The sequence below is a fragment of the Geodermatophilus sp. SYSU D00814 genome, from assembly GCF_054050055.1.
Window position 1 is genome coordinate 228,060 of sequence record NZ_JBJGYP010000002.1, and the last position, 21,541, is coordinate 249,600.

The 21,541-nt window shown below is 76.7% G+C and carries 23 protein-coding genes; 10 read left to right on the forward strand and 13 right to left on the reverse strand.

What is annotated here, in order from left to right; translation table 11 throughout:
• Positions 1 to 70 precede the first annotated feature (70 nt).
• The 3 genes from ACI780_RS02735 (at position 71) to ACI780_RS02745 (ending at position 1,995) form a co-directional block, all read left to right on the forward strand.
• On the forward strand, positions 71 to 856 hold the full coding sequence (locus ACI780_RS02735; RefSeq protein WP_457000651.1) for a polysaccharide deacetylase family protein: 786 nt from the start codon (positions 71 to 73) through the stop codon (positions 854 to 856).
• A 102-nt stretch (positions 857 to 958) separates the two neighbouring features.
• On the forward strand, positions 959 to 1,732 hold the full coding sequence (locus ACI780_RS02740) for an SDR family NAD(P)-dependent oxidoreductase (protein ID WP_456870362.1): 774 nt from the start codon (positions 959 to 961) through the stop codon (positions 1,730 to 1,732).
• Positions 1,733 to 1,743: 11 nt separating this feature from the next.
• Positions 1,744 to 1,995, forward strand: a complete 252-nt coding sequence (locus tag ACI780_RS02745; RefSeq protein ID WP_456870363.1) for a hypothetical protein — start codon at positions 1,744 to 1,746, stop codon at positions 1,993 to 1,995.
• A 34-nt stretch (positions 1,996 to 2,029) separates the two neighbouring features.
• On the opposite strand, the gene ACI780_RS02750 is transcribed toward ACI780_RS02745, so the two are convergent.
• The 3 genes from ACI780_RS02750 to ACI780_RS02760 all read right to left on the reverse strand — a co-directional run bounded on the left by ACI780_RS02750 (position 2,030) and on the right by ACI780_RS02760 (position 6,173).
• Positions 2,030 to 4,366: a SpoIIE family protein phosphatase gene (locus tag ACI780_RS02750; RefSeq protein WP_457000652.1), complete on the reverse strand. Its 2,337-nt coding sequence runs from the start codon at positions 4,364 to 4,366 to the stop codon at positions 2,030 to 2,032.
• A complete protein-coding gene (locus ACI780_RS02755) occupies positions 4,363 to 4,968 on the reverse strand; it encodes a biliverdin-producing heme oxygenase (protein WP_457000653.1) in 606 nt (201 codons plus the stop codon). The genes ACI780_RS02750 and ACI780_RS02755 overlap by 4 nt, the downstream gene beginning before the upstream one ends.
• Positions 4,969 to 5,060: 92 nt before the next feature.
• Complete coding sequence (locus ACI780_RS02760; protein ID WP_457000654.1) at positions 5,061 to 6,173, reverse strand: PucR family transcriptional regulator; 1,113 nt, start codon at positions 6,171 to 6,173, stop codon at positions 5,061 to 5,063.
• A 110-nt stretch (positions 6,174 to 6,283) separates the two neighbouring features.
• On the opposite strand from ACI780_RS02760, the gene ACI780_RS02765 reads away from it, so the two are divergent.
• Together ACI780_RS02765 and pruA are read left to right on the forward strand one after the other, a co-directional pair.
• Positions 6,284 to 7,213 (forward strand): proline dehydrogenase family protein, encoded by a 930-nt coding sequence (locus ACI780_RS02765; protein ID WP_457000655.1) that lies wholly within the window; start codon positions 6,284 to 6,286, stop codon positions 7,211 to 7,213.
• A 26-nt stretch (positions 7,214 to 7,239) separates the two neighbouring features.
• Positions 7,240 to 8,865 (forward strand): L-glutamate gamma-semialdehyde dehydrogenase, encoded by a 1,626-nt coding sequence (gene pruA / locus ACI780_RS02770; protein WP_457000656.1) that lies wholly within the window; start codon positions 7,240 to 7,242, stop codon positions 8,863 to 8,865.
• Between the two features lie 133 nt (positions 8,866 to 8,998).
• Here the strand turns inward: pruA and ACI780_RS02775 are convergent, their stop codons facing one another.
• The 3 genes from ACI780_RS02775 to ACI780_RS02785 form a co-directional block, all read right to left on the reverse strand.
• On the reverse strand, positions 8,999 to 9,523 hold the full coding sequence (locus tag ACI780_RS02775) for a DUF488 domain-containing protein (protein ID WP_457000657.1): 525 nt from the start codon (positions 9,521 to 9,523) through the stop codon (positions 8,999 to 9,001).
• A gap of 69 nt (positions 9,524 to 9,592) precedes the next feature.
• Entirely contained in the window at positions 9,593 to 10,072 is a 480-nt protein-coding gene (locus tag ACI780_RS02780) for an allene oxide cyclase barrel-like domain-containing protein (protein WP_456870370.1), read from the reverse strand.
• A gap of 25 nt (positions 10,073 to 10,097) precedes the next feature.
• Positions 10,098 to 10,586: a hypothetical protein gene (locus ACI780_RS02785; RefSeq protein ID WP_456870371.1), complete on the reverse strand. Its 489-nt coding sequence runs from the start codon at positions 10,584 to 10,586 to the stop codon at positions 10,098 to 10,100.
• Between the two features lie 173 nt (positions 10,587 to 10,759).
• Between ACI780_RS02785 and ACI780_RS02790 the strand changes: the two genes are divergently transcribed.
• From ACI780_RS02790 to ACI780_RS02800, 3 genes are read left to right on the forward strand one after another with little or no spacing between them, the layout of a single operon-like run.
• Complete coding sequence (locus ACI780_RS02790) at positions 10,760 to 12,715, forward strand: histidine kinase (protein WP_457000658.1); 1,956 nt, start codon at positions 10,760 to 10,762, stop codon at positions 12,713 to 12,715.
• Positions 12,712 to 13,377 (forward strand): response regulator, encoded by a 666-nt coding sequence (locus ACI780_RS02795; protein WP_456870373.1) that lies wholly within the window; start codon positions 12,712 to 12,714, stop codon positions 13,375 to 13,377. Before ACI780_RS02790 ends, ACI780_RS02795 begins: the two co-directional genes overlap by 4 nt.
• Positions 13,378 to 13,435: 58 nt before the next feature.
• Entirely contained in the window at positions 13,436 to 14,590 is a 1,155-nt protein-coding gene (locus ACI780_RS02800; RefSeq protein ID WP_457000659.1) for an MFS transporter, read from the forward strand.
• A gap of 18 nt (positions 14,591 to 14,608) precedes the next feature.
• On the opposite strand, the gene ACI780_RS02805 is transcribed toward ACI780_RS02800, so the two are convergent.
• Entirely contained in the window at positions 14,609 to 15,040 is a 432-nt protein-coding gene (locus tag ACI780_RS02805) for an Lrp/AsnC family transcriptional regulator (protein ID WP_456870375.1), read from the reverse strand.
• 103 nt (positions 15,041 to 15,143) lie between these two features.
• Between ACI780_RS02805 and ACI780_RS02810 the strand changes: the two genes are divergently transcribed.
• Complete coding sequence (locus tag ACI780_RS02810) at positions 15,144 to 16,181, forward strand: ornithine cyclodeaminase (protein ID WP_456870376.1); 1,038 nt, start codon at positions 15,144 to 15,146, stop codon at positions 16,179 to 16,181.
• A complete protein-coding gene (ctlX, locus tag ACI780_RS02815) occupies positions 16,178 to 17,170 on the forward strand; it encodes a citrulline utilization hydrolase CtlX (RefSeq protein WP_456870377.1) in 993 nt (330 codons plus the stop codon). The genes ACI780_RS02810 and ctlX overlap by 4 nt, the downstream gene beginning before the upstream one ends.
• Positions 17,171 to 17,181: 11 nt before the next feature.
• Here ctlX and ACI780_RS02820 read toward each other — a convergent pair whose 3' ends face one another.
• From ACI780_RS02820 to ACI780_RS02845, 6 genes are all read right to left on the reverse strand, one after another.
• A complete protein-coding gene (locus ACI780_RS02820; RefSeq protein ID WP_457000660.1) occupies positions 17,182 to 17,529 on the reverse strand; it encodes a hypothetical protein in 348 nt (115 codons plus the stop codon).
• Between the two features lie 117 nt (positions 17,530 to 17,646).
• Positions 17,647 to 18,465 (reverse strand): ABC transporter permease subunit, encoded by an 819-nt coding sequence (locus tag ACI780_RS02825; RefSeq protein ID WP_457000661.1) that lies wholly within the window; start codon positions 18,463 to 18,465, stop codon positions 17,647 to 17,649.
• Positions 18,462 to 19,382, reverse strand: a complete 921-nt coding sequence (locus ACI780_RS02830; RefSeq protein WP_456870380.1) for an ABC transporter ATP-binding protein — start codon at positions 19,380 to 19,382, stop codon at positions 18,462 to 18,464. The genes ACI780_RS02825 and ACI780_RS02830 overlap by 4 nt, the downstream gene beginning before the upstream one ends.
• A gap of 142 nt (positions 19,383 to 19,524) precedes the next feature.
• Entirely contained in the window at positions 19,525 to 20,616 is a 1,092-nt protein-coding gene (locus tag ACI780_RS02835) for an NAD(P)-binding domain-containing protein (protein WP_457000662.1), read from the reverse strand.
• Positions 20,617 to 20,643: 27 nt separating this feature from the next.
• Complete coding sequence (locus tag ACI780_RS02840) at positions 20,644 to 20,985, reverse strand: hypothetical protein (RefSeq protein WP_456870382.1); 342 nt, start codon at positions 20,983 to 20,985, stop codon at positions 20,644 to 20,646.
• 22 nt (positions 20,986 to 21,007) lie between these two features.
• Positions 21,008 to 21,352: a hypothetical protein gene (locus tag ACI780_RS02845; protein WP_457000663.1), complete on the reverse strand. Its 345-nt coding sequence runs from the start codon at positions 21,350 to 21,352 to the stop codon at positions 21,008 to 21,010.
• Between the last annotated feature and the right edge of the window lie 189 nt (positions 21,353 to 21,541).

Here is a 21,541-nt window from a genome sequence, read left to right on the forward strand (position 1 = left end):
CGTGTCGGGCGCGCGAGGCGCCTGGTGTCGCTCACCGGGGCGCGCCGGGGGCGCTCCTAGCGTCCGCCGCGTGGACCGCCGGGGCTTCCTGTACCTCCTCGCCGCCGGGCTCACGGGCGCCGCCGTCGGGCGCGGCGCCGCCGCCCTCGACCTCGCCGAGCCGCCCGCCCCCGCGCCGGTGCGCGCGCCGGCCCCGGCGACCCCCACCGGTCCCGGCGGCATCGTCGCCGTCCCCGCCCCGCAGGGGGTGGTCGAGGAGCTGCCCGGCACCGGGCCGCAGATCGCGCTGACCATCGACGACGGCAGCAACGGCGAGGTGGTCGCCGCGCTGGTCGCCCTCTGCCGCGACACCGGCACCCGGCTGACGTTCTTCCCCAACGGCTCCTACCGCACGTGGGGCGACAACGCCCGCGACCTGTGGCCGCTCATCGAGTCCGGCCAGGTCGCCTTCGGCAACCACACCTGGTCGCACCCGGACCTGACCACGGTCCCCGACGCCGAGGTCGCCGAGGAGCTGCGGCGCAACCAGGACTTCATGCGCCGCACGCTCGGTGTCACCGAGACCCCGTTCTGGCGGCCGCCCTTCGGCTCGCACGACGAGCGCGTCGACGCCATCGCCGCCGACCTCGGCCACCCGACGACGGTCATGTGGAACGGCACCTTCGACGACGGCCGGGTGGTCTCGGCCGAGGGCCTGATGGCCGCCGCCGAGCAGTGGTTCGCGGCGCGGGCGATCATCGTCGGCCACGCCAACCAGCCGGCGATCGCCACCGTGCTCGACCAGCTGCTCGCGCTGGTGGAGAGCCGGCAGCTGGTCACCGTCACCCTCGCCGACGCCTGGTCGGCGCCGGCCTGACCCGCTCCGGCCCGCTCGACCTGCGGGCCGGACCGACCTCGGCGAGAGTGGCGGGGACGCTGACGTGATCACGGCCGGCACGGCCGGAGGACGGAGGAACGGGTGGCAGGGGAGCTCAAGGGCCGCGTGGCACTGGTGACCGGCGGGGCGAGCGGGCTGGGCCGGGCGACGTGCGTGTCGCTGGCCGAGGCCGGCGCGCACGTGGTCGTCGCCGACATCGACGCCGACGGCAGCGCGCGCACCCGCGAGCTGGTCGCCGACGCGGGGGGCAGCGCCGACGTCGTCGCGCTGGACGTGACCGACGACGCCAGCCGCCGCGCGGTGGTCGCCCAGCTGTTCGAGCAGCACGGCGACGCCTTCGACGTGCTGGTCAACGTGGCCGGCATCGACCGCCCCGGCTACGCCACCGACATCGACCTCGACGACTACCGCCGCGTCATGGCGGTCAACTGCGAGGGGCCGGTCTTCCTGACCAGCGAGTTCCTGAAGCGGGTGCAGCACCTGCCCGAGGGCCGCACGGCCGACGTCGTGCACATCGTGTCGCTGTCCGCGCTCACCTCCGGCAGCGGCGCCATCGCCTACAACGGCTCCAAGGCCGGCTTCCTCAACGCCACCCGCTGCATCCAGCGCGAGCTGCGGGAGAAGGCGGTCAGGCTCGAGGACGGCAGCGAGCGGCCGTTCCCGTGCCGGGTGCAGAGCGTGATCCCGGCGGCGATGGACACGCCGATGATGGAGCAGTGGGGCATCCCGGGGCACCTGATGATGCCGCCGTCGGCGGTGGCCGACACCGTCCGCACGCTGCTGCTGCTGCACCCGTCGGCGTTCGTGCCGGAGATGCAGATCGTGCCGCGCCTCGAGCCGAACTTCCCGCGGTGAGGGAGGACGCGATGACCGAGCCCGACCTGCCCGACAGCGGCATGGCCTCCGGCACCGACGCAGGCCGGCCCGGCGAGCACCTCGGCGGCGGCGACCTGCGCCCCGACGAGCAGCAGCTGCTCGCCGAGCTCGAGCGCGGCGCCGAGGCGCCCCCCGCCGGCAGCGACGCGGAGCTGCGGGCGGCCGAGGACGACGCGCCGCTGCCCGCCGAGGGCGGTGCCCAGGACGACGGCCTGGAGGCCGACTTCTCCGACCGGCCCTGAGCCGATCCGTGCACTTCCGCGGAAGTGCTCGGTCTCAGGAAAGCAGCAGGCGGACGGCGACGAGCGCGACGTCGTCCTCGGCGCCCCCGGGCACCAGCCGGTCGAGGACGCCGTCGCAGACCTCCTCGACCGGCCGGTCGCACAGGTCGGCCAGCGCCCGCCCGAGCCGGTCGACGCCGTCGTCGAAGCCCCCGTGCCGGCGCTCGACCAGCCCGTCGGTGTAGAGCAGCAGCGTCGACCCGGGCTCGAGCAGCACGTCGGCGTCGGGCCGCACGGCACCCGGGTCCACCCCCAGCAGCAGGCCGGGCCGCTCCGCGGCGAGCACGCGGGCGGCGCCGTCGGGGCCGGTGACCAGTGGCGGCAGGTGACCGGCGCTGGACCAGCGCAGCCGCATGCCGCCGTCGCCGGCGGGGGACAGTCGGGCGACCAGCACGGTCGCGATCGCCCCGAGCTCCAGCCCCTCGATCGCGGCGTCGAGCCGGGACAGCACCCGGGCCGGGCTGTCGCCGTGGTCGAAGGCGATGCCGCGCAGCAGACCGCGCAGCTGCGCCATGCAGGCGGCGGCCTGCACGTCGTGGCCGACGACGTCGCCGATGACGAGCATCGTGGAGCCGTCGGGCTGGCCGAACGCGTCGTACCAGTCGCCGCCGACCTGCGCCTCGCGGGTGGCGGGCACGTAGCGCACGCCCACGGCCAGGCCCGCGGGCGACGGCGGCTCCGACAGCAGGCTGCGCTGCAGGGTCTCGGCGGCCCGCACGATGCTGCGCGAGCGGGCGTAGAGGGCCTCGAGCAGGTGGACCCGCAGGTCGTGCACCTCGGCGCGCTCCTGCGGGGTCCACGGGTACGAGCGCTCCCGCACCGTCTCCCGCCAGCGGTCGAAGCTCTTGCGCGGGCTCAGCCGCACGTCGCCGTCCTCGCGCTCGGCGCGGGCCTTCTCGTGCGGGTCGCCGCCCCAGTCGACGTGCCGCACGGCCTCGCGCCGGTGCCACAGCACGTACTGCCCCTCGGGCAGCGGGACGACGAGCACCCCGCAGGCGACGTCGACCGGGATGCCGAGCTCCGGCGCCTCCCGCTGCAACGAGTCGGTGGCCACGACCTCCTCGCCGTGCGCCGCGGCCCAGGCGACCAGCCGCTCGACGACGTCGGCCGGCAGCTGCTCGCCCCGGCCGCCGGTGACCTCCTGCAGCGAGACGGTGACGCCGTCGGCGGGCAGGACGTCGAGCAGGTTGGTGCCGCCGAGCACGGTGTCGGCCAGCGGGCGGTCCTCGTCGAGCATCGCGGCGGTCAGCCAGGCCAGCGTCGAGCGCACCTGCAGCGCCCGGTGCACCTCGTCCTCGGTGGTGCGGTCGACCAGCCGCAGCGACAGCGTCGAGCCGAGGAACTCCGCCGCGGCGCGGGTGGCGTACGGCGGCTGGTGGGGGCCGGCGTAGTGGTGGCAGGCGATGAGCCCCCACAGCCGGTCGTCGCGCAGCAGCGAGATCGACATCGAGGCCCGCACGCCCATGTTGTGCAGGTACTCGAGGTGGATCGGCGAGACGCTGCGCAGCGTCGAGTAGGTGAGGTCCATCGGCCCGCCGGTGGCGGGGTGGGCGGCCGGCCGGATGGGGCTGGGGACGTAGTCGACGTCGCTGATCAGCCGCAGCCAGTTCTTCTCGTACAGCGCCCGGGCCTGCGCCGGGATGTCGGAGGCGGGGTAGTGCAGGCCGAGGAAGGAGCCGAGGTGCTCGGCCCGGGCCTCGGCGACCACCTCGCCGTGGTAGTCGGCGTCGTAGCGGTAGACCATCACGCGGTCGAAGCCGGTGAGCTCGCGCACCGCCCGGGCCGTGGTGTCGTACAGCTCCTGCAGGGTCACGGCCCGGTTGAGCGCGGCGACCGTGCCGCGCACCGCCTGGTAGGTGTTCGGGAAGGAGAACGGCCGCGGCCCGCGCGCCGGCTCCAGCTCCACGACCAGGTTGGTCACCGGCTCCTCGCCGGAGGAGAGCAGGGCGCGGTGCAGGATCGCGTCCAGCGGCACCGGCTCGCCGTCGACGTCGAGGGTGACCTCCACCGGGTTGCGCTCGCGCAGGTCGCCGAAGGCGCTGGCCGAGCGGACCACCGCCTCCGCCGGGGCGACCCCGAGGACGTCGGCCAGCGGCCGCCCCAGGGCGTCGGCCCACCCCACCCCGGTCAGCTCGGCGAGGTTCTCCGAGGCCTGCACGACGACGAGGTCGGGCTCGGTGACGGCGAGGAACGCGCCGCGCGGCTGGATGCTGCCCGGGACGTGGATCGGCTCGCGCGCGCAGGTGTCGAGGTCGACGGCCTCGCCGGGCTCGAGCCAGGCCACGTCCTGCCCGGCGGTGGCGGCGTCGTCACGGGCGTCGACGTCGGTCACGCGGGGACCTGGGAGCGCGCTGCCGGCGCGCACCAGTCGGCCAGGACGGCGAAGGTCTCGCGGGCCGCGCCGACGACCCGGCCGGCGTCGCCCCCGCCGGTCACGTGCCCGCGGGTGACGCGCCGGAACGCCGCCCACATCGCGCCGGTGTCGCCGCCGTACGGGGTGAAGGAGCGCAGCCGGGGCAGCCCGGGGAGGCCGGCCAGGTGGCGGTCGATGAACGTGCCGCCGAGCGTGGAGCCCTCGAGGACGTAGAGCCGGCCGAGCGCCTCGTCGGTGCCGGCGACGGCGGGCAGGACCGGCCGGCCGGCGTCGACCCGGCCGCCGAGGACGTGCAGGTCGGCGGCGTAGAGCGCGGCCCGCCGCCGGCGGTGCCAGTCCAGCGCGTCGGCGTCGGCGGAGGAGCGGGCGGCCCAGGCGTCGAGGCCGGCCTCGGCGGCCCGCCAGAAGGCGTGCAGCAGCCCCAGGACCTCCACCAGCCGGTCCCGGTCCAGGTCGGTGTCCATCAGCCCGAGCGTCGTCTCGACCCGCTCGTGGTCCACGGCGGTGGCCGTGCGCAGGTCCCGGAGGACGTCGCCGGCACCGCCCGTGTCTCGCGGCAACGCCTCTCCTCCCGCAACGATCGGTTACCCGAGGGTAGGTCAGCGGGGGGACGCCGTCGCGGCGGGACGGCCCGGCTCCTCGGCCACCCGCGTCACGGCAGGCGGGCGCGGCGCAGCGAGGCGTGCACCAGCAGGCGGGTGTCGCCGTCGGCGAGGTCCAGGCCGGTGACGGCGGTGATCCGGTTGAGCCGGGAGTACAGCGTCTGCCGGTGTATGCCCAGCGCGGCCGACGTCCGGGCGACGCTGCCGGCCGCGTCCAGGTAGGCCTCGGCGGTGGCGGCCAGCGCCGGCTCGGCGAGCAGCGGCGCGACGGCCGGGTCGGGCGCCGGCAGCGCCGCGGCGGCGCGCCAGCCGCCGAGCCCGACCCAGGAGGCCACCGGCGCCAGCCGCGGGACGACGGCGGCGACCGCGGCCGCGGTGCGCGCCTGCTCCCAGCAGCGGGGCAGGTCGGCGACCGCCGGCGCCGGGTCGGACACCCCCGCGGTGCTGCCGGCCGGCAGCCGGGCCAGCAGCGGGCCGGCGGCGGCCGACGCTGCCCGCGGGTCGGCCGGCCGGGGCAGCCGCACGGCGACGGCGACCTCGCTGCGCCCGTCGGCGTCCTGCAGCACCGCCGCACCCGGGGGCAGCCGGCGGTCGGACGGCACCGCGCCCCCGGCCGGGCGCAGCGCCACCAGTGCCACCGCGGCGCCGGCGAACCGGTCGGCCAGCACGGCGCCGGCCCGCTCCCGCGCGGCCGCCGGGCCCCCGAGCGTCGCGGCGAGCGCGCCGGCCAGGTCGTCGTCGTCCCGCCGGCGGGCCAGCAGCTCCCCGGCGCGGGCGGCCAGGCCCAGCGCCGCGGCCAGCGCGGGGTCGGCGGGGTCGGCCGGGTCGGTGCGGCCGCCGTCGAGCAGCCACAGGTACCCGAGGGTGCGGCCCTCGTGGCGGACCGGCAGCAGCAGGCGGGTGAGGATGCCGGCGTCGGGGTCGGCGGGGGTGCGCAGCGGCCCCTGCGCGCGGGCGATGCCGAGGTCCTCGAACCAGCGGCGGGTCGCCGGGGTGGAGCCGCGGCCGAGGATCGACCGGGTGCGGACGGCGTCCATGGCACTGCCGTCGTCGAGCGGGTGCGCGGCGAAGGCCAGGAGCGTGAAGTCGGTGTCCTCGAGCGTCGCCGGGGCGCCGAGCAGGCGGGCGACCTCGTCGACGACGTCCTGCAGGTCGTCGCGCACCGTACGAATGTACGAGGGCGCGACGTACGTCTGTCCCTGGCGGGGAGCCCGGGCGCTGCCTAGCGTCGGTGGCGGACGCTGGTGTCCGGGACGAGACGGAGGTCGGGTCGGTGCTCTCCACGAAGACCGTGCTGCTGGGGGCCTCGCGGCGCCCGGGGCTGCGCCGCGCAGTGGTGGGCACGCCGGTGACCCGCCGGGTGGTCGAGCGGTTCGTCGCCGGTGAGACCTTGCCGCAGGCGCTCGACGTCGTCACCCGGCTGACCGGCGAGGGTCTCGCGGTGACGCTGGACCACCTCGGCGAGGACGTCACCGACCCCGAGGAGGCCCGCGGCACCCGCGACGCCTACCTCGCCCTCCTCGACGGCCTCGCGCCGCTCGGGCTCGGCGCCGACGCGGAGGTGTCGGTCAAGCTCTCGGCGTTCGGGCAGGCGCTGCCCGGCGGCCACGACGTCGCCCTGGAGCTGGTCCGGCCGGTGGTCGAGCGGGCCACCGCGATCGGCACCACGGTCACCCTCGACATGGAGGACTCCTCCACCGTCGACTCCACGCTGGCGATCCTGGCCGAGCTGCGCCGCGACCACCCCGGCACCGGTGCCGTGCTGCAGGCCGCGCTGCGGCGCACCGAGGCCGACGCCCAGGCGCTGGCCGTGTCAGGCTCGCGGGTGCGGCTGGTCAAGGGCGCCTACGACGAGCCCGCCTCGGTCGCCTTCCGCGACCGCCGCGACGTCGACGCCGCCTACGCCCGCTGCCTCGGCATCCTCATGCGGGGGCCGGGGTACCCCATGGTCGGCAGCCACGACCCGGCGATGATCGACCTCGCGCAGCGGCTGGCCGCCGAGTACGGCCGGGCCGCCGACTCGTGGGAGGTGCAGATGCTGCACGGCATCCGCGTCGACGAGCAGCACCGGCTGGCCGCGGCCGGCACCACGGTGCGCGCCTACGTCCCCTACGGCGTCGACTGGTACGGCTACTTCGTCCGCCGGCTGGCCGAGCGCCCGGCCAACCTGCGCTTCTTCCTCCGCGCCCTCGTCAGCCACTGACCCCTCACCCCACCCGGAGGCATGCCGTGGACGGCATCACCCGCGTCCCCCCGCCGCACAACGAGCCCGTGCTCAGCTACGCGCCCGGCTCCCCGGAGCGCGCGGCGCTGCAGGCCCGCCTCGCCGAGCTGGCCGCCGAGCCGCTGGAGCTGACGGCCACCATCGGCGACAAGCAGCGCATGGCCGGCGGCGAGCGCTTCGACGTCGTCCAGCCGCACCGGCACGCGGCCGTGCTGGGCACCTCGGCGCACTCGACGCACGCCGACGCCGAGGAGGCCGTGGCCACCGCCAAGGCCGCCGCCCCGGCCTGGCGCGACCTGTCGCTCGACGACCGCGCCGCGGTGTTCCTCAAGGCCGCCGACCTGCTGGCCGGCCCGTGGCGGCAGACGCTCAACGCCGCGACGATGCTCGGGCAGTCCAAGACCGCCTACCAGGCCGAGATCGACAGCGCCTGCGAGCTGGTCGACTTCTGGCGCTGGAACGTGCACTTCGCCCGCGAGGTCGTCTCCGCGCAGCCGGTGTCCTCCCCGGGCGTGTGGAACCGCAGCGACCACCGGCCGCTCGAGGGCTTCGTCTACGCGGTCACCCCGTTCAACTTCACCGCGATCGCCGGCAACCTGCCCACCGCGCCGGCGCTCATGGGCAACACCGTCGTCTGGAAGCCCGCCCCCACCCAGCAGTTCGCCGCGCACTTCCTCATGCGGCTGCTGGAGGAGGCCGGCCTGCCCCCGGGCGTCATCAGCATGCTGCCCGGCGACGGCATCCCGGTCTCGGAGGTCGTGCTGGCCGACCGCGACCTCGCCGGCATCCACTTCACCGGGTCGACGCCGGTGTTCCAGCACCTGTGGCGGACGGTGGGGGAGAACATCGCCTCCTACCGCGGCTACCCGCGGATCGTCGGCGAGACCGGCGGCAAGGACTTCGTCGTCGCCCACCCCTCGGCCGACCTCGACGTGCTGCGCACCGCCCTGGTCCGCGGCGCCTTCGAGTTCCAGGGGCAGAAGTGCTCGGCCGCCTCGCGGGCCTACGTGCCGCGGTCGGTGTGGGCGCGGTTGCGCGACGACCTGGTCGGGGTCACCGAGTCGCTGTCGATGGGCGACGTCACCGACTTCTCCAACTTCATGGGCGCGGTCATCGACCGGAAGTCGTTCTCCAAGCTGTCCGGCGTCATCGACCGCGTCGACGACGACCCCGCGCTGTCGATCGTGGCCGGCGGCCAGAAGGACGACTCCGAGGGCTTCTTCGTGCGGCCCACGGTCATCGAGGGCACCGACCCCGAGCACGAGGTGTTCACCACCGAGTACTTCGGCCCGATCCTCGCCGTGCACGTCTACGACGACGCCGACTACGACACCGTGCTGCGTCAGATGGAGTCGGTGGCGCCGTACGCGCTCACCGGCGCGGTCATCGCCCAGGACCGGGCGGCCATCGCGCACGCCGAGCGGTTCCTGCGCTTCGCGGCCGGCAACTTCTACGTCAACGACAAGCCCACCGGCGCCGTCGTCGGCCAGCAGCCCTTCGGCGGCGGGCGCGCGAGCGGCACCAACGACAAGGCCGGCGCGGCGCAGAACCTGCAGCGCTGGACCTCGACCCGGTCGATCAAGGAGACGTTCGTCCCGCCGACCGACCACCGCTACCCGCACATGGGCTGACCGCGCCCCGCGACGATCAGGTGACCTGATCGTCGGGCGTCCTCCCGCACGTCCCACCGTGGGGGAGGACGCCGCGCGGTGCGGGAGGACGCGCCACGGTGCGGGAGGACGCCGCCCCGCCCGGCCCCGCCGGTCAGCCGGGCCAGTGGACCTGCCCGTCGTCGCCCAGCACCGCGCCGGCCGACGGGGTGTGCGGGGTGAGCCGCCCGTCGGGCATCAGGTGGTGCACCGGCACGCCCCGCGCCAGCACGGCGACGTCGGCGACGATCCGCCGGTGGCAGCGCCACCACACGCTCTCGCTGCACATCACCGCGACCGTGTCCTCCGCCGCCCCGGCCAGCACCGCGTCGAGTGCGGCGGCGAACTCCGCCGTGCGGGTGTGCGCGGCGTAGGCGGCGAACTGCGCCACGGTCCACCAGCCGTCGGCGACCGGCTCACCGGGCGGCAGCCGGCGCCGGCCGCCCAGCCGCGCGTCCCAGCGGTAGCCGATCCCGGCGGTCGGCAGCCACTCCTCCAGCGCCTCCCGCCGGACGTCGGGGTTGCTGCGGCTGCCCGGGAACCGGCGGACGTCGACCACGCACCCGACCCCGGCCCCGGTCAGCCGGGCGCCCAGGGCGGTGCGGTCCTCGGGTCCGTGGCCCACGGTCAGCAGTGGCACGGGGGACCCCTACCCGCGCCGGGACCGCTCGCGCGGTGCGAGCGGTCCCGGGTGCTGTGCGCAGCGGAGTCAGTCCAGGCGGACCTCGACGTCGACGACGTCGGTGCCGGGCCGGAAGGTGCCGACGACCTCGCCACCCGCCCCGGCGTAGCGGCCGGTGCCACCGGTGACGGCCCAGGTGAAGCCGGCGGGTCCGGCCGCCGGGTCCTCGTCGAAGGCGCCCTGGGCGGTGATCTGGCCGCGGGGCAGGATCAGCGTGGCGGTGCAGGCGGCCGCCAGCCGGTCCTCCGAGAGCGCCGTGACGGTGCACGAGCCGCCGCTGGTGCCGATGGTCCGGCCGTCGCGCTGCACGTCGTCGAGGAAGACCTGGGTGTCGCCCGGGCTGGGGCCGGGCGCGCCGAGGTCGAGGTCGGTGTTGCGCTCGGGCACGGCCACGGTGGTCAGCCGCAGCGTGGTGTCGGCGGAGGCGGCCGGGACCACGGCCAGGGCGGCGCCGGTGCCGGCCAGCAGGACGGCGGCGGCGAGGGCGGTGCGGCGGGTGTGGGACACGGAGAGCTCCTCGGGAGGTGGGGGGTCAGCCGGCGAACGCCAGCCAGACGGCGCAGGCGACGGTGAGGACGGCGAGGGTCAGGGCCACGGCAGCCGGGGCGGGCATCCGCCCGAGGCGGCGGCGGGCGTCGACGGCGAGCCCCGTGGCCCCGCCGGCGAGGACGGCCGGCAGACCGGTCCAGAAGACGCCGATCGAGACGGCGCCCAGGACGGCGAGGACCAGCGCCCGCACGGCGGTGCGCGCGGGTGCGACGGTGCGGGCGCGGGCGGCCACGAGCCCCACGACGACGGTCGCCACCCCGGTGCAGGCGACCAGGAACGCGAGAGCACCCCAGCCGCCGTTGCCGGAGAAGGCCACGCTCCACTCGCCGTCGCCGGACCTCTTCCACGGCGTCTCGACGTACTGGCCCACGAGCGTGCAGGCCAGCGCGATGCCGGCCCCGGCGAGGGTCGGGGCGTCCGGCGCCGCGGTCCGGCGTGACGCGGCGGCGGGGGTCGGGGACGTGGTCGTCATGGCGGGTCCTCCTCGGTGGGGGGCCGGCCCTCGTGGCCGGACGGGACGACCGTGGCCGCCCACCGCGACCCGCCGGATGGGCCGCACGACCCGGTCCGACCGGGAGGACCTCCCGGGTCGGCCGGGACGCCGGAGGTCCCACCCGGGACGCGGTCGGCGACACACTGACGCCCGTGACCAGGCGCTCCCTGACGACCGGTGCCGCCCTCCTGGTGACGCTGCTGTGCGCTGCTGCCACCGGTCTGTCGGCGTGGACGACGTCCCGGGTCCCGGAGGCGGGGTTCTCGCCGGCCGCCGGCGCCTACGCCGTGGTGTGCGCGGCCACCGGCACCCTGCTGGTGCACCTCCGGCCGCGCAACGCGATCGGGTGGCTGCTCGTGCTCACCGGTCTGCTCCAGGCGCTGAGCCTCGGGGGCAACGCCTACGGGGCCTACGGTGTGAGTGTCGCGGAGCCCGGCTGGCCCCTGGCCGCCTGGGTCGGCCAGCTGACGTCCATGGTGTGGCTCTCGTCCTTCGTGGTGCCCGCCGTCGTGCTGATCGCGCTCTACCCGACCGGTCGGCTGCCGGCCCGCTGGTGGCGGTGGCCGGTCGCCGCGGTGTCGGTCGGCCTCGCCGTCCTGACCGTCGTCACCGGCCTGACGCAGGGCGCGTACGACGACGTGGCGCCGGGACCGGCACCGGTGGACCTCTCCGGCGCCGGGTGGACGGCCGTCGCGGGGGTCGCCGCCGCCGGGTTGGTGTGCGGTGCCGTCGTCGTGTGGGGGGCCACCGTCGTCCGGCTGCTCCGGGCGCGGTCGCCGGAGCGCCAGCAGTTGGCGTGGCTGGTCTGCGTCGTGCTCCCGCTGTTGGTGGTCATGTTCGCGGCCGGCGACTGGATGCCCGAGTGGCTGGTCGCGCCGCTGGTCCTCATGGTCCCGGGGTCGATCCTGGTCGGCGTCGTGCGCTACCGGCTGCTGGGAATCGTGGTCAGCCGGGCGCTGGTGTACGCGGCGCTCACGGTCGCCGTCCTCGGCGTGTACCTCGCCGTGGCGGCGGTCGCCGCGGCCGGCCTGGGCCGCACGCTGCCGCCGGTGACGGGCGCGGTGCTGGCGGTCCTGCTCGCGCTCGCCCTCGCGCCGGCCCGCTCCCGGCTGCAGGCGGCGGCCGACCGGTTCGTCTACGGGCGGCGCCGCGACCCGGTGACGGCGGTGACCGAGCTCGGTGACCGCGTCGCCTCCGCCGACGAGGCCGACCTGCTGCCCGCCGTCGTCAGCACGGTCGCCGCGGCGCTGCGCGCCCCTGCGGCGCGGGTCGCGCCGCAGGGGCAGCCGGTGCCCGACGAGGGCGTGGTGGCCGTGGCGTTGCGCGTCGGCGGCCGGGACGTGGGCACCCTGTGCGTGGCCGAGCGGTCCCCCGGCGAGCCGTTCACCGCCGGCGACCGGCGGCTGCTCGCCGCCCTGGCGCCACAGGTCGCGGCGGTCGTCCGGGCACTGGAGCTCACCGGGTCGCTGGAGCGCGAGCGCGACCGGGTCCTCACCGCCACCCACGCCGAGCGGGACCGCATCCGCCGCGACCTGCACGACGGGCTCGGGCCCTCGCTGGCCGGCGTCGGGCTCGGCGTGCAGGCGGTGCAGGCCCGGCTGGGGGAGGGTGCCGACCCGTCCACCCGGGCACTGCTGGCGCGGATGCGGGAGGAGGTCGACGGCGCGGTCGGCGAGGTGCGGCGGATCCTCGACGGGCTCCGCCCCGCGCCGCTCGACGACGTCGGCTTCGTGGCCGCGGTCCAGCGCCACGCCGAGGCGCTGGCGCCGTCGGTGCCGGTGCGGGTGACCGCCGGGCCGCTGCCGTCGCTCCCACCCGACGTCGAGACCGCGGCCTACCGGATCGCGCAGGAGGCGCTGACCAACGTGGCCCGGCACTCCGGCGCCCGGTGCGCGGAGGTGGAGCTGTGCGCCCGGGACGGCCGGCTGGAGGTGGCGGTGGCCGACGACGGCGCCGGCTTCCCGGCCGACGGCGACCCGCGTCCCGCCGGGGTCGGGCTGGCCTCGATGCGGACCCGCGCGCGGGCGGTGGGCGGCGAGCTGACCGTGACCACCGGCCCGGGAGGCACGCGTGTGGTCGCGGGCCTGCCCCTGGGGGAGGGCCGGTGACCGTCCGCGTCGTCATCGCCGACGACCACCCGATGTACAGGTACGGCCTGCGGTCGGTGCTCGACGCCTCGCCGGAGGTCGAGGTGGTCGGCGAGGCGGCCGACGGCGTCGAGCTGGTGGGCGTCGTCGACCGGACCGCGCCCGACGTCGTCCTGACCGACCTGTCGATGCCGCGGCTGCCGGGCACCGCGGCCATCGACGAGCTGTGCCGCCGCCGGCCCGGGATCGGGGTCCTCGTGCTGACCATGCACGAGGACGACGCGTCCCTGTTCGGGGCGCTGCGCGCCGGTGCCCGCGGCTACCTGCTCAAGGGCGCCGACCACGAGGAGATCGTCCGGGCCGTGCTCGCCGTCGCCGGCGGTGACGCCGTCTACGGCGGGGCGGTGGCCCGCCGGGTCGTCGACGCCCTCACCGGGACCGCTGCCCGGCCCCCGGCCCTCCCCGAGTTGACGGCCCGGGAGCGCGAGGTGCTCGAGCTGCTCGCCGCCGGGCTGCCCACCGGCCAGGTCGCCCGCCGGCTGGCGCTGTCGGACAAGACGGTGCGCAACCACGTCTCCGCCGTCCTGACCAAGCTGCAGGTGCCCGACCGCGCCGCCGCCGTCGCCCGGGCGCGCGAGTCGGGCCTCGGCGGGGGACCGCCGTCCCCGACCCCCCGCCGCTGACGGAGCCCGGTGCCGGTCATGCTGGGAGGTCGGGCGCCGCGCCCGCGGAGGGAACGGGATGGTGGAGCGCACGACGCGGGACCGGACGTCGCTGTGGCGGCTGCCGGCGATGCGGGCACTGGTCGGCGCGACCGGGCTCGGCTTCGCCGGGTACTGCCTGACGCTGGCCTCCCTCCCTGCCTACGCGGTCGCGGGCGGCGCCTCCGCCGACACCGCGGGCGTGGTCACCGCGGTCTTCCTGCTGGTCACCGTCGCCGGCCAGCCGGTCGTGCCCGCGCTCACCGCCCGCCACGGCCTCGGGCCGGTGCTCGCCGGCGGGCTGGTCCTCCTCGGTGCCCCGAGCCCGCTGTACGTCCTCGACGACGGCGTCCTGTGGCTGTCGGCGGTCTCGGCCGTGCGTGGCGCGGGATTCGCGGTGCTGACCGTCCTCGGCGCGGTGCTCGCCGCGCAGGTCGCCCCGCCCGAGCGCCGCGGCGAGTCGATCGGCCTCTACGGCCTGGCCATCGCCGTCCCCAACCTGCTCGCCGTGCCCGCCGGCGTCGCGCTGGCCCTCGACGGCCACGCCGCCTGGCTGGCCTGGCTGGCCGCCTCCCCGCTGCTGGCGCTGCCGCTGGTGCCCGGCCTGGCCCGCACGGTGCACTGGGAGGGGGCGGCCGGCGGCTCCTCCCGCGCGGCGGTGCGCGCCGCGCTGGCGCCGTCGGTGGTGCTGCTGCTGGTCACCCTCGCCGGCGGCGGCCTCATGACGTTCCTGCCGATCGAGCGGCCCGACGGCTGGGTGGCGACGGCGGCGCTGCTGCTGTTCGGCGTCACCGGCGCGCTCACCCGCTGGCAGGCGGGCCTGCTCGCCGACCGGGTCGGTACCCGCCGGGTGCTGCCCGCGGCGCTGCTCGTGGGCGCGGCGGGGCTGGCCGTGGTCGCGCTCGGCCTGCAGGGGGGCGACGGCGTCGTGCTCGCCGGCGCCGCCGTCTTCGGGGCCGGCTACGGCGCGGTGCAGAACCTGACGCTGGTCACCGCGTTCACCCGCGCCGGGGAGGGCGGCTCGACGGCGGCCAGCGCGCTGTGGAACGCCGCGTTCGACGCCGGCACCGCCGCCGGCGCGCTGGTCCTCGGCCTGGTCGCCGCGGGCGTGGGCCTGCCGTGGACCTACGTGCTGGTGGCCGGGGTGCTGCTCGCCGGGCTGCCCCTGGCCCGGGTGGCGACCCGCCCGGCCTGACCGGCGCGGCGGGACCGCTCAGCGCAGCACGGAGGTCAGCAGCAGGCTGGTCTGGCTGTTGATGATCCCGGGCACCGACCGGATCCGGTTGAGCAGCCGGTCGAAGCCGACGAGGTCGACCGTGCGGTGCTCGGCCACCAGGTCCCACGCGCCGTTGGTCGAGTGCATCGACTCGATCTCGGGGAAGCCGCGCAGCCGCCGGATGACGTCGTCGGTGGAGCGGCCCTCCACCTCGATCAGCGACACCGCCCGCACGCCGCCGGACGCCGACTCGTCGCGCACCCGGACGGTGAAGCCCACGATCACGTCGTCGTCCACCAGCCGGTCGAGGTGGCTGGTCACCGTCGCCCGGGTGACGCCGAGCCGCCGGGCGAGCTCGGCGACCGGGGCCCGGCCGTCCTCGCGCAGGGCCGACAGCAGCCGCCGGTCGAGGTCACTGAGATCGGCCACCGGCAGACCGTACGTCGACAGTGGGCAGACTGCCTACCCCGTGAGCATGACGCGCGCTCCCTGCTCATTGTGTGTGCAGATCGCCAAGTCATACCGTGATCGCATGACCATGTTCGTCGACGTGCGCAACATGATCCGCTGGACCGCCTCGACCGGCCCCCAGCAGATCATCGACGGGATGTCCCGCTACATCGAGGACGACTTCCGCCGCTGGGAGTCCTTCGACAAGATCGCCCGTGTGGGCAGCCACACGCCGTTCGGCGTGATCGAGCTGATGCCCACCAGCGACGGGGAGACCTACGCGTTCAAGTATGTCAACGGGCACCCCAGCAACCCGGCCCGCGGCTTCCAGACCGTCAGCGCCTTCGGCGCGCTGGCCGACGTGTCCAACGGCTACCCGGTGTTCCTCGCGGAGATGACCCTGCTGACGGCGCTGCGCACCGCCGCCATGTCGTCCATGGTCGCCCGCCACCTCGCCCGGCCCGACTCGCGCCGGCTCGCGCTCATCGGCGCCGGCAGCCAGTCGGAGTTCCAGGCGCTGGGCATGCGCGCCGCCCTGGGCATCGAGCAGCTCTCCGTCTGGGACACCGACCCCGCCGCGATGGAGAAGCTGGTCCGCAACCTCGGGCCGCTGGGCTTCGACGTGCACGTGGCGCGGTCCGCCGAGGAGGCGGTCCGCGGCGCCGACGTCGTCACCACCTGCACCGCCGACAAGGCCCGCGCCACCGTGCTGCAGGCGGAGTGGGTGGAGCCGGGCATGCACATCAACGCGATCGGCGGCGACTGCCCCGGCAAGACCGAGCTCGACCCGGCGATCCTGCTGCGCGAGGACACCGACGTCTTCGTCGAGTTCCCCCCGCAGACCTGGATCGAGGGCGAGATCCAGAACATGCCGGAGGACTTCCCGGTCATCGAGCTGTGGGAGGTCGTGACCGGGCGCCGGCCCGGCCGCACCTCCGCGGAGCAGGTCACCCTCTTCGACTCCGTCGGCTTCGCCATCGAGGACCTCTCCGCGCTGCGCTACGTCCGCGACGCGGTGCGCGGCACCGAGTGGGTCGACGACATCGACCTGGTGGCCGAGCCCGAGGACCCGAAGGACCTGTTCGGGATGGTCGCGGCGTTCACGCCGATCCCCTCGTGACGCCGCCGGACCTCTCCGGCCAGGCGCCCGCCGCCGTCGTCCTGGTCCGGCCCCACGCGTTCCAGCCCAACCCGCAGACGATCGCCGACAACGCCTTCCAGGCGGTCGAGGTCGGTGAGGACCCCGCCGTCCTCGCCCGCCGGGCGCACGACGAGGTCACCGCGCTCGCCGACGCCCTCACCGGCGTCGGCGTGCGGGTGCACCTGTTCGACGACCCCGAGCCCGACCGGCCCGACAGCGTCTTCCCGAACAACTGGGTGTCCACCCACGCCGACGGGCGCGTGGCGCTGTTCCCCATGTACGCGGCCAACCGCCGCCGGGAGCGGCGCGGGGACGTCGTGGAGTTCCTCAAGGCCGCCTACCGCGTGCACGAGGTGGTCGACCTGTCGGGCCTCGAGCACGACGGCGTCTTCCTCGAGGGCACCGGCGCCATGGTGCTCGACCACGTGCTGCGGGTGGCCTACGTCGCCCGCTCGCGGCGGGTGGACCCGGTCGCGCTGGAGCGCTTCTGCCGCGTCTTCGGCTACGAGCCGGTGGTGTTCGACGCCCTGGACACCGCCGGGCGCCCGATCTACCACACCAACGTGATGATGAGCGTCGCCGGCGAGTACGCCCTGGTGGCCCTCGAGCTGCTGCCCTCGGCCGCCGAGCGCGAGCAGCTGCGGGCGCGGCTGGAGGCCGGCGGTCGCACCGTCGTGCCGCTGACCGCCGCCCAGATCGGCGAGTTCGCGGGCAACGCCATCGAGGTGCAGGGCAGCGACGGGCCGGTGCTGGCGCTCTCGGCCCGCGCGGCCGCGAGCCTCGACGCCGACCAGCGCCGCCTGATCGAGGCGTCGGCGCGGCTGCTGCCGGTGGCGGTGCCCACGGTCGAGCTGGCCGGCGGGTCGGTGCGCTGCATGATCGCCGGCGTGCACCTGGAGCCGCGGGTGGCTCCCGTGCCGGTCCCGGCGACCTCGGTTGTCGACGGCGCGGAGCCCGTCCCCGCCTGAGCGTCACCGGCTCAGCCGGCGACGCGGTCGGCGGCGGCGCGCAGCGAGCGCAGCAGCAGGATCTCCTCCCCGGAGCGGCGCAGCCACGCCCGCAGCGCGGCGGGGTCGTCGCGGGCGGCGTCGCGGACCGTGCCCAGGTGCAGCTGCCGGGTGTTGGCCTGCGCCCGCTGGGCCGGCGGCAGGGCCCGGGCCTCGCTGCGGGCGACCGCGGTGAGCGCGGCGCCGACGTAGACGAGGGCGCGCACCTCGTCGACGTCGGCGAGGACGGCGTCGGCGCCGGGTCCGTCACCGGCCTCGAGGCGGCTCAGCAGCAGGTCGGCGCGCTCGCGGCCCGGGGCGGCGGGGTCGGGGGAGGTCACCCCTCCACTGTGCCCGCCCCCCGGCCGGAGCCGGTCGGCAGCCCCGGACGAGGCATTGGAAGCTATCCCCACGTCCTGGCGCCCAGGACGTGGGGATAGCTTCCAATGCCGCCTTCGTCAGGCGTCGCGGCGGGTGAAGACGACCGCGGCGACGGCGAGCAGCACGGCGACCTCCGCGGCGAACACGGCGAACCCGGTCCACGGCTCGAGCAGCAGCGGGTTGAACGTCTCCGGCGCGGCGATCCGCGAGCCGGCGTTGCCGGGCATGAGCTTGGTCAGCCACTCGCCGAGCGCGCCCGGCAGCAGCATCACCAGGTTGCCGACGAGGAAGACCAGCGCCAGCACCACCGACACGACGGCGGCGGTCGAGCGCAGCAGCAGCCCGGCGGCCATGGCGAACAGCCCGAGCCCGGCCATGTAGAGGCCGCTGCCCAGCAGCGAGCGCACCATCCCGTCGTCGCCGAGGCCGATGCCGATGCCCTCCGCGGACAGGAACGCGTTGCCGCCGAGCCAGCCGAGGAACGCCGTGACGACGCCGGCGACGAACAGCGTGGCGGTGAGCACGAGTGCCTTGGCCGCCAACACGGTGCCGCGGCGCGGGGTGGCGGCCAGCGTCGCGCGGATCATCCCGGTGCCGTACTCGCTGGTCACCGTGAGCGCGCCGAGGACCACCGCGGTCACCTGCGCGAAGACCAGGCCCCAGGTGATGAAGGCGCCGACCGGCTCGCCGGTCTGCCCGTCGGCGAGGTCGCGGGCGACCAGCGCGCACACCAGCGTGGTGAGCCCGGCGCCTAGCGCCACCATCGCGGCCACCGACCACCCGGTGGAGCGCACCGACCACAGCTTGATCCACTCGGCGCGGACGGCGCGGGGCAGCCCGGCGCCGCCGGGAGGTGCGGTCGCGGGGCGGGGCGGGGTCAGGACGGGAGCGGTCACCGGGTCACCTCGGCGGGGCGGGCGGCGGCGTACTCGACGCTGCCGGCGGTCAGGGTCATGAAGGCCTCCTCCAGCGAGGAGGTGACGAGGCCGAGCTCGTGCAGCACGACGCCGGCGCCCGCGGCGAGCTCGCCGGTGGTGGCGGTGTCGGCGCCCTGCACCCGCAGCTCGTCGCCGTCGCGGGTGACGTCGGCGCCGGACCGGCGCAGCAGCTCGGCGAGCTGCGCCGGCTGCGGGGTGCGGACCCGGACGAAGGAGGCGGCGTGCTCGGCGATGAACTCGGACGTGGAGCAGTCGGCCAGCACCCGGCCGCGGCCGATGACGACGAGGTGGTCGGCGGTCAGCGCCATCTCGGCCATGAGGTGGCTGGAGACGAGCACCGTGCGGCCCTCGGCGGCGAGGTCGCGGGCCAGGGTGCGCACCCAGCGGATGCCCTCGGGGTCCAGGCCGTTGACCGGCTCGTCGAGCACGACCACCGGCGGGTCGCCGAGCAGGGCGGCGGCGATGCCCAGCCGCTGGCCCATGCCGAGGGAGAACCGGCCCACCCGCTGGTCGGCGACCGCCTCCAGCCCCACCAGCCCGAGCACCTCCTCGACCCGGGCGCGGGGGATGGCGTTGCTGGCGGCCATCCAGCGCAGGTGGGCCCGGGCGGTGCGGCCCGGGTGAAGGGCGCGGGCCTCGAGCAGGGCGCCGACGGCGCGCAGCGGGGCGGGGGAGTCGGCGTAGCGGGCGCCGTCGACGGTGACGGTGCCGGAGGTGGGCCGGTCCAGGCCGATGACCATCCGCATCGTCGTGGACTTGCCGGCGCCGTTGGGGCCGAGGAAGCCGGTCACCCGGCCGGGCCGGACGGTGAAGGAGACGGAGTCGACGGCGAGCCGCTCGCCGTAGCGCTTGGTCAGCCGGCTGGCGACGATCACGGGGTCACCGCCGGCGTGGGGGAGGGCGAGGAGGTCATGGACCGGAACGCTCCCGCTCCGGGGCTGCCCGGCACATCCGGGCCTTCCCCCGACCCGACCCTGATCCGCCCCCGACGGCGCGGTGGGGGGCGACCCCGGGACGTCAGGCGGTGCGAGGCAGGTCGTCGGCAGCGTCGCCGGCGGCCAGCAGCCGGCGCAGCGTGACCGCGGCGCTGCGCCCGGCGCGGTTGGCGCCGATCGTGCTGGCGCTCGGGCCGTAGCCGACCAGCTGCAGGCGCGGCTCGGCGACGGCGGAGGTGCCCTCGACCGGGATGACGCCGTCGCGGGTGCGCAGCCGCAGCGGGGCGAGGTGGCCGACCGCGGCGCGGAACCCGGTGGCCCACAGGACCACGTCGGCGTCGACCGAGCGGCCGTCGTCCCAGGCCACGCCGTCGGGGGTCATCCGGTCGAACACCGGCAGCCGGGTGAGGACGCCGTCGTCCAGGGCGCGGCGCACCCAGGGGGTGACCACCAGCCCGGTCACCCCGACGACGCTGCCGGGCATCCGGCCGGCGCGGACGGCCTCGGCCACCCGCGCCACCGCCGCGCGGCCCTGCTCCTCACCGAAGGGACCCTTGCGCCAGACCGGGGGACGGCGGGTCACCCAGGTGGTGCGGGCGACCGGGGCGATCTCCCCGAGCAGCTGCACCGCCGACGCGCCGCCGCCGACGACCACGACCGACAGCCCGGCGAACTCCGCGGCCCCCCGGTAGTCGGCGGTGTGCAGCTGACGGCCGCGGAAGGTCTCCTGGCCGGGGTAGTGGGGCACGAAGGGGCGGGTCCAGGTGCCGGTGGCGTTGACGACGCCGCGGGCCCGCCACACGCCGGCGTCGGACTCGACGAGGAACCGCCCGTCGCCGTCGCGGCGCACCGCGGACACCCGCACCGGCCGCCGCACGGGCAGGGCGAAGCGCCGCTCGTACTCGGCGAAGTAGGCCGGTACCGCCTCGGCGGCGGGCAGGTCGTCGGAGGCCGGCGCGAACGGCAGCCCGGGCAGCTCGTGCACGCGGTGCGTGGTGGCCAGCGTCAGCGACGGCCAGCGGTGCTGCCAGGCCCCGCCCGGCGCGGCGTCGCCGTCGAGGACGACGAAGCCGCTGCCGGGCGCGAACCCCTGGCGGCCCAGGTGGTACGCGGCGGACAGGCCGGCCTGGCCCGCGCCGACCACCACGACGTCGACGTCCCGGGGGGTGCTCACACCCGCGGAACGCCGCCCGGTCGGCCGCTATGCCGGGGTCAGCCGCTCGAGCTCCGCGCCGGTCAGCGTCACCGACGCGGGGTCGTACCCGAACCGGACGACGACGGCGCCCGGGCGGGCCTCCACCAGCCAGGCGGTGCGCGGCTCGCCGCCGTCGGCCGGGCGGTACTCCCAGCGCCCGGCGAGCAGCGCCAGCCCGCGGCCGCGGAGGAAGGACAGCGCCTCCTCGCGGGTGGGGAAGGTCCGCAGCGGCGTGCCGGGGACGGCGTGCGCCAGCCACCCGCCGTCGCACGGCGCGGCGGTCAGGTGGCCGACGAGCTCGCCGTCCTCCGGACGGTGCACCGGCTCGAGCACGGGGGGAGTGGTCACGCCTCCCATGCTGGGGAGGGGCTCAAGCGGTTTCGGGCCGCCAGGCGTCGGCGTGCTCCTCGACGAACCGCCGCAGGGTCGTGGGCTCGCGCCCGAGCAGGCGGGCGAGGTCGTCGGTGGTGCGCGCGGCCAGGCCCAGGCGGGTGGTGGTGAACAGCAGGGTCATGACCAGGATCAGCCCGGGCGGCACGCCCTCGCGCCGCTTGTCGCGGGTGAAGGTGACCACGCCGGGGTGCGGGTAGACCACCGGGCGGCCCAGCACCGCCGACAGGGTGGCTGCGATCTCGGCGAACGTCGGCGCCTCGCGGGCGGTCAGCTCGTAGGCGCGGCCCTCGTGCCCCGGCTGCGTCAGCGCCGTCGCGGCCACCTCGGCGAGGTCGCGGACGTCGACGTGCGCGGTGCGCCCGTTGCCCGCCGGTACCGTGTTGGGGGGGGGGGGGGGGGGGGGGGGGGGGGGGGGGGGGGGGCGGGTGGGGGGGTGGGGGTGGGGGCGCGGGGCCGGGGCGGGGTTGGGGGGGTGGGGGTCGCGGGGGCTCGTTGCCGGGGTGGCCTACGG

Excerpts from the sequence above, each read along its gene's own strand:
- ACI780_RS02745 (WP_456870363.1), top strand. The coding sequence starts at position 1,744 with ATGACCGAGCCCGACCTGCCCGACAGCGGCATGGCCTCCGGCACCGAC.
- ACI780_RS02785 (WP_456870371.1), bottom strand. The coding sequence starts at position 10,586 with ATGACGACCACGTCCCCGACCCCCGCCGCCGCGTCACGCCGGACCGCG.
- ACI780_RS02800 (WP_457000659.1), top strand. The coding sequence starts at position 13,436 with ATGGTGGAGCGCACGACGCGGGACCGGACGTCGCTGTGGCGGCTGCCG.
- ACI780_RS02810 (WP_456870376.1), top strand. The coding sequence starts at position 15,144 with ATGACCATGTTCGTCGACGTGCGCAACATGATCCGCTGGACCGCCTCG.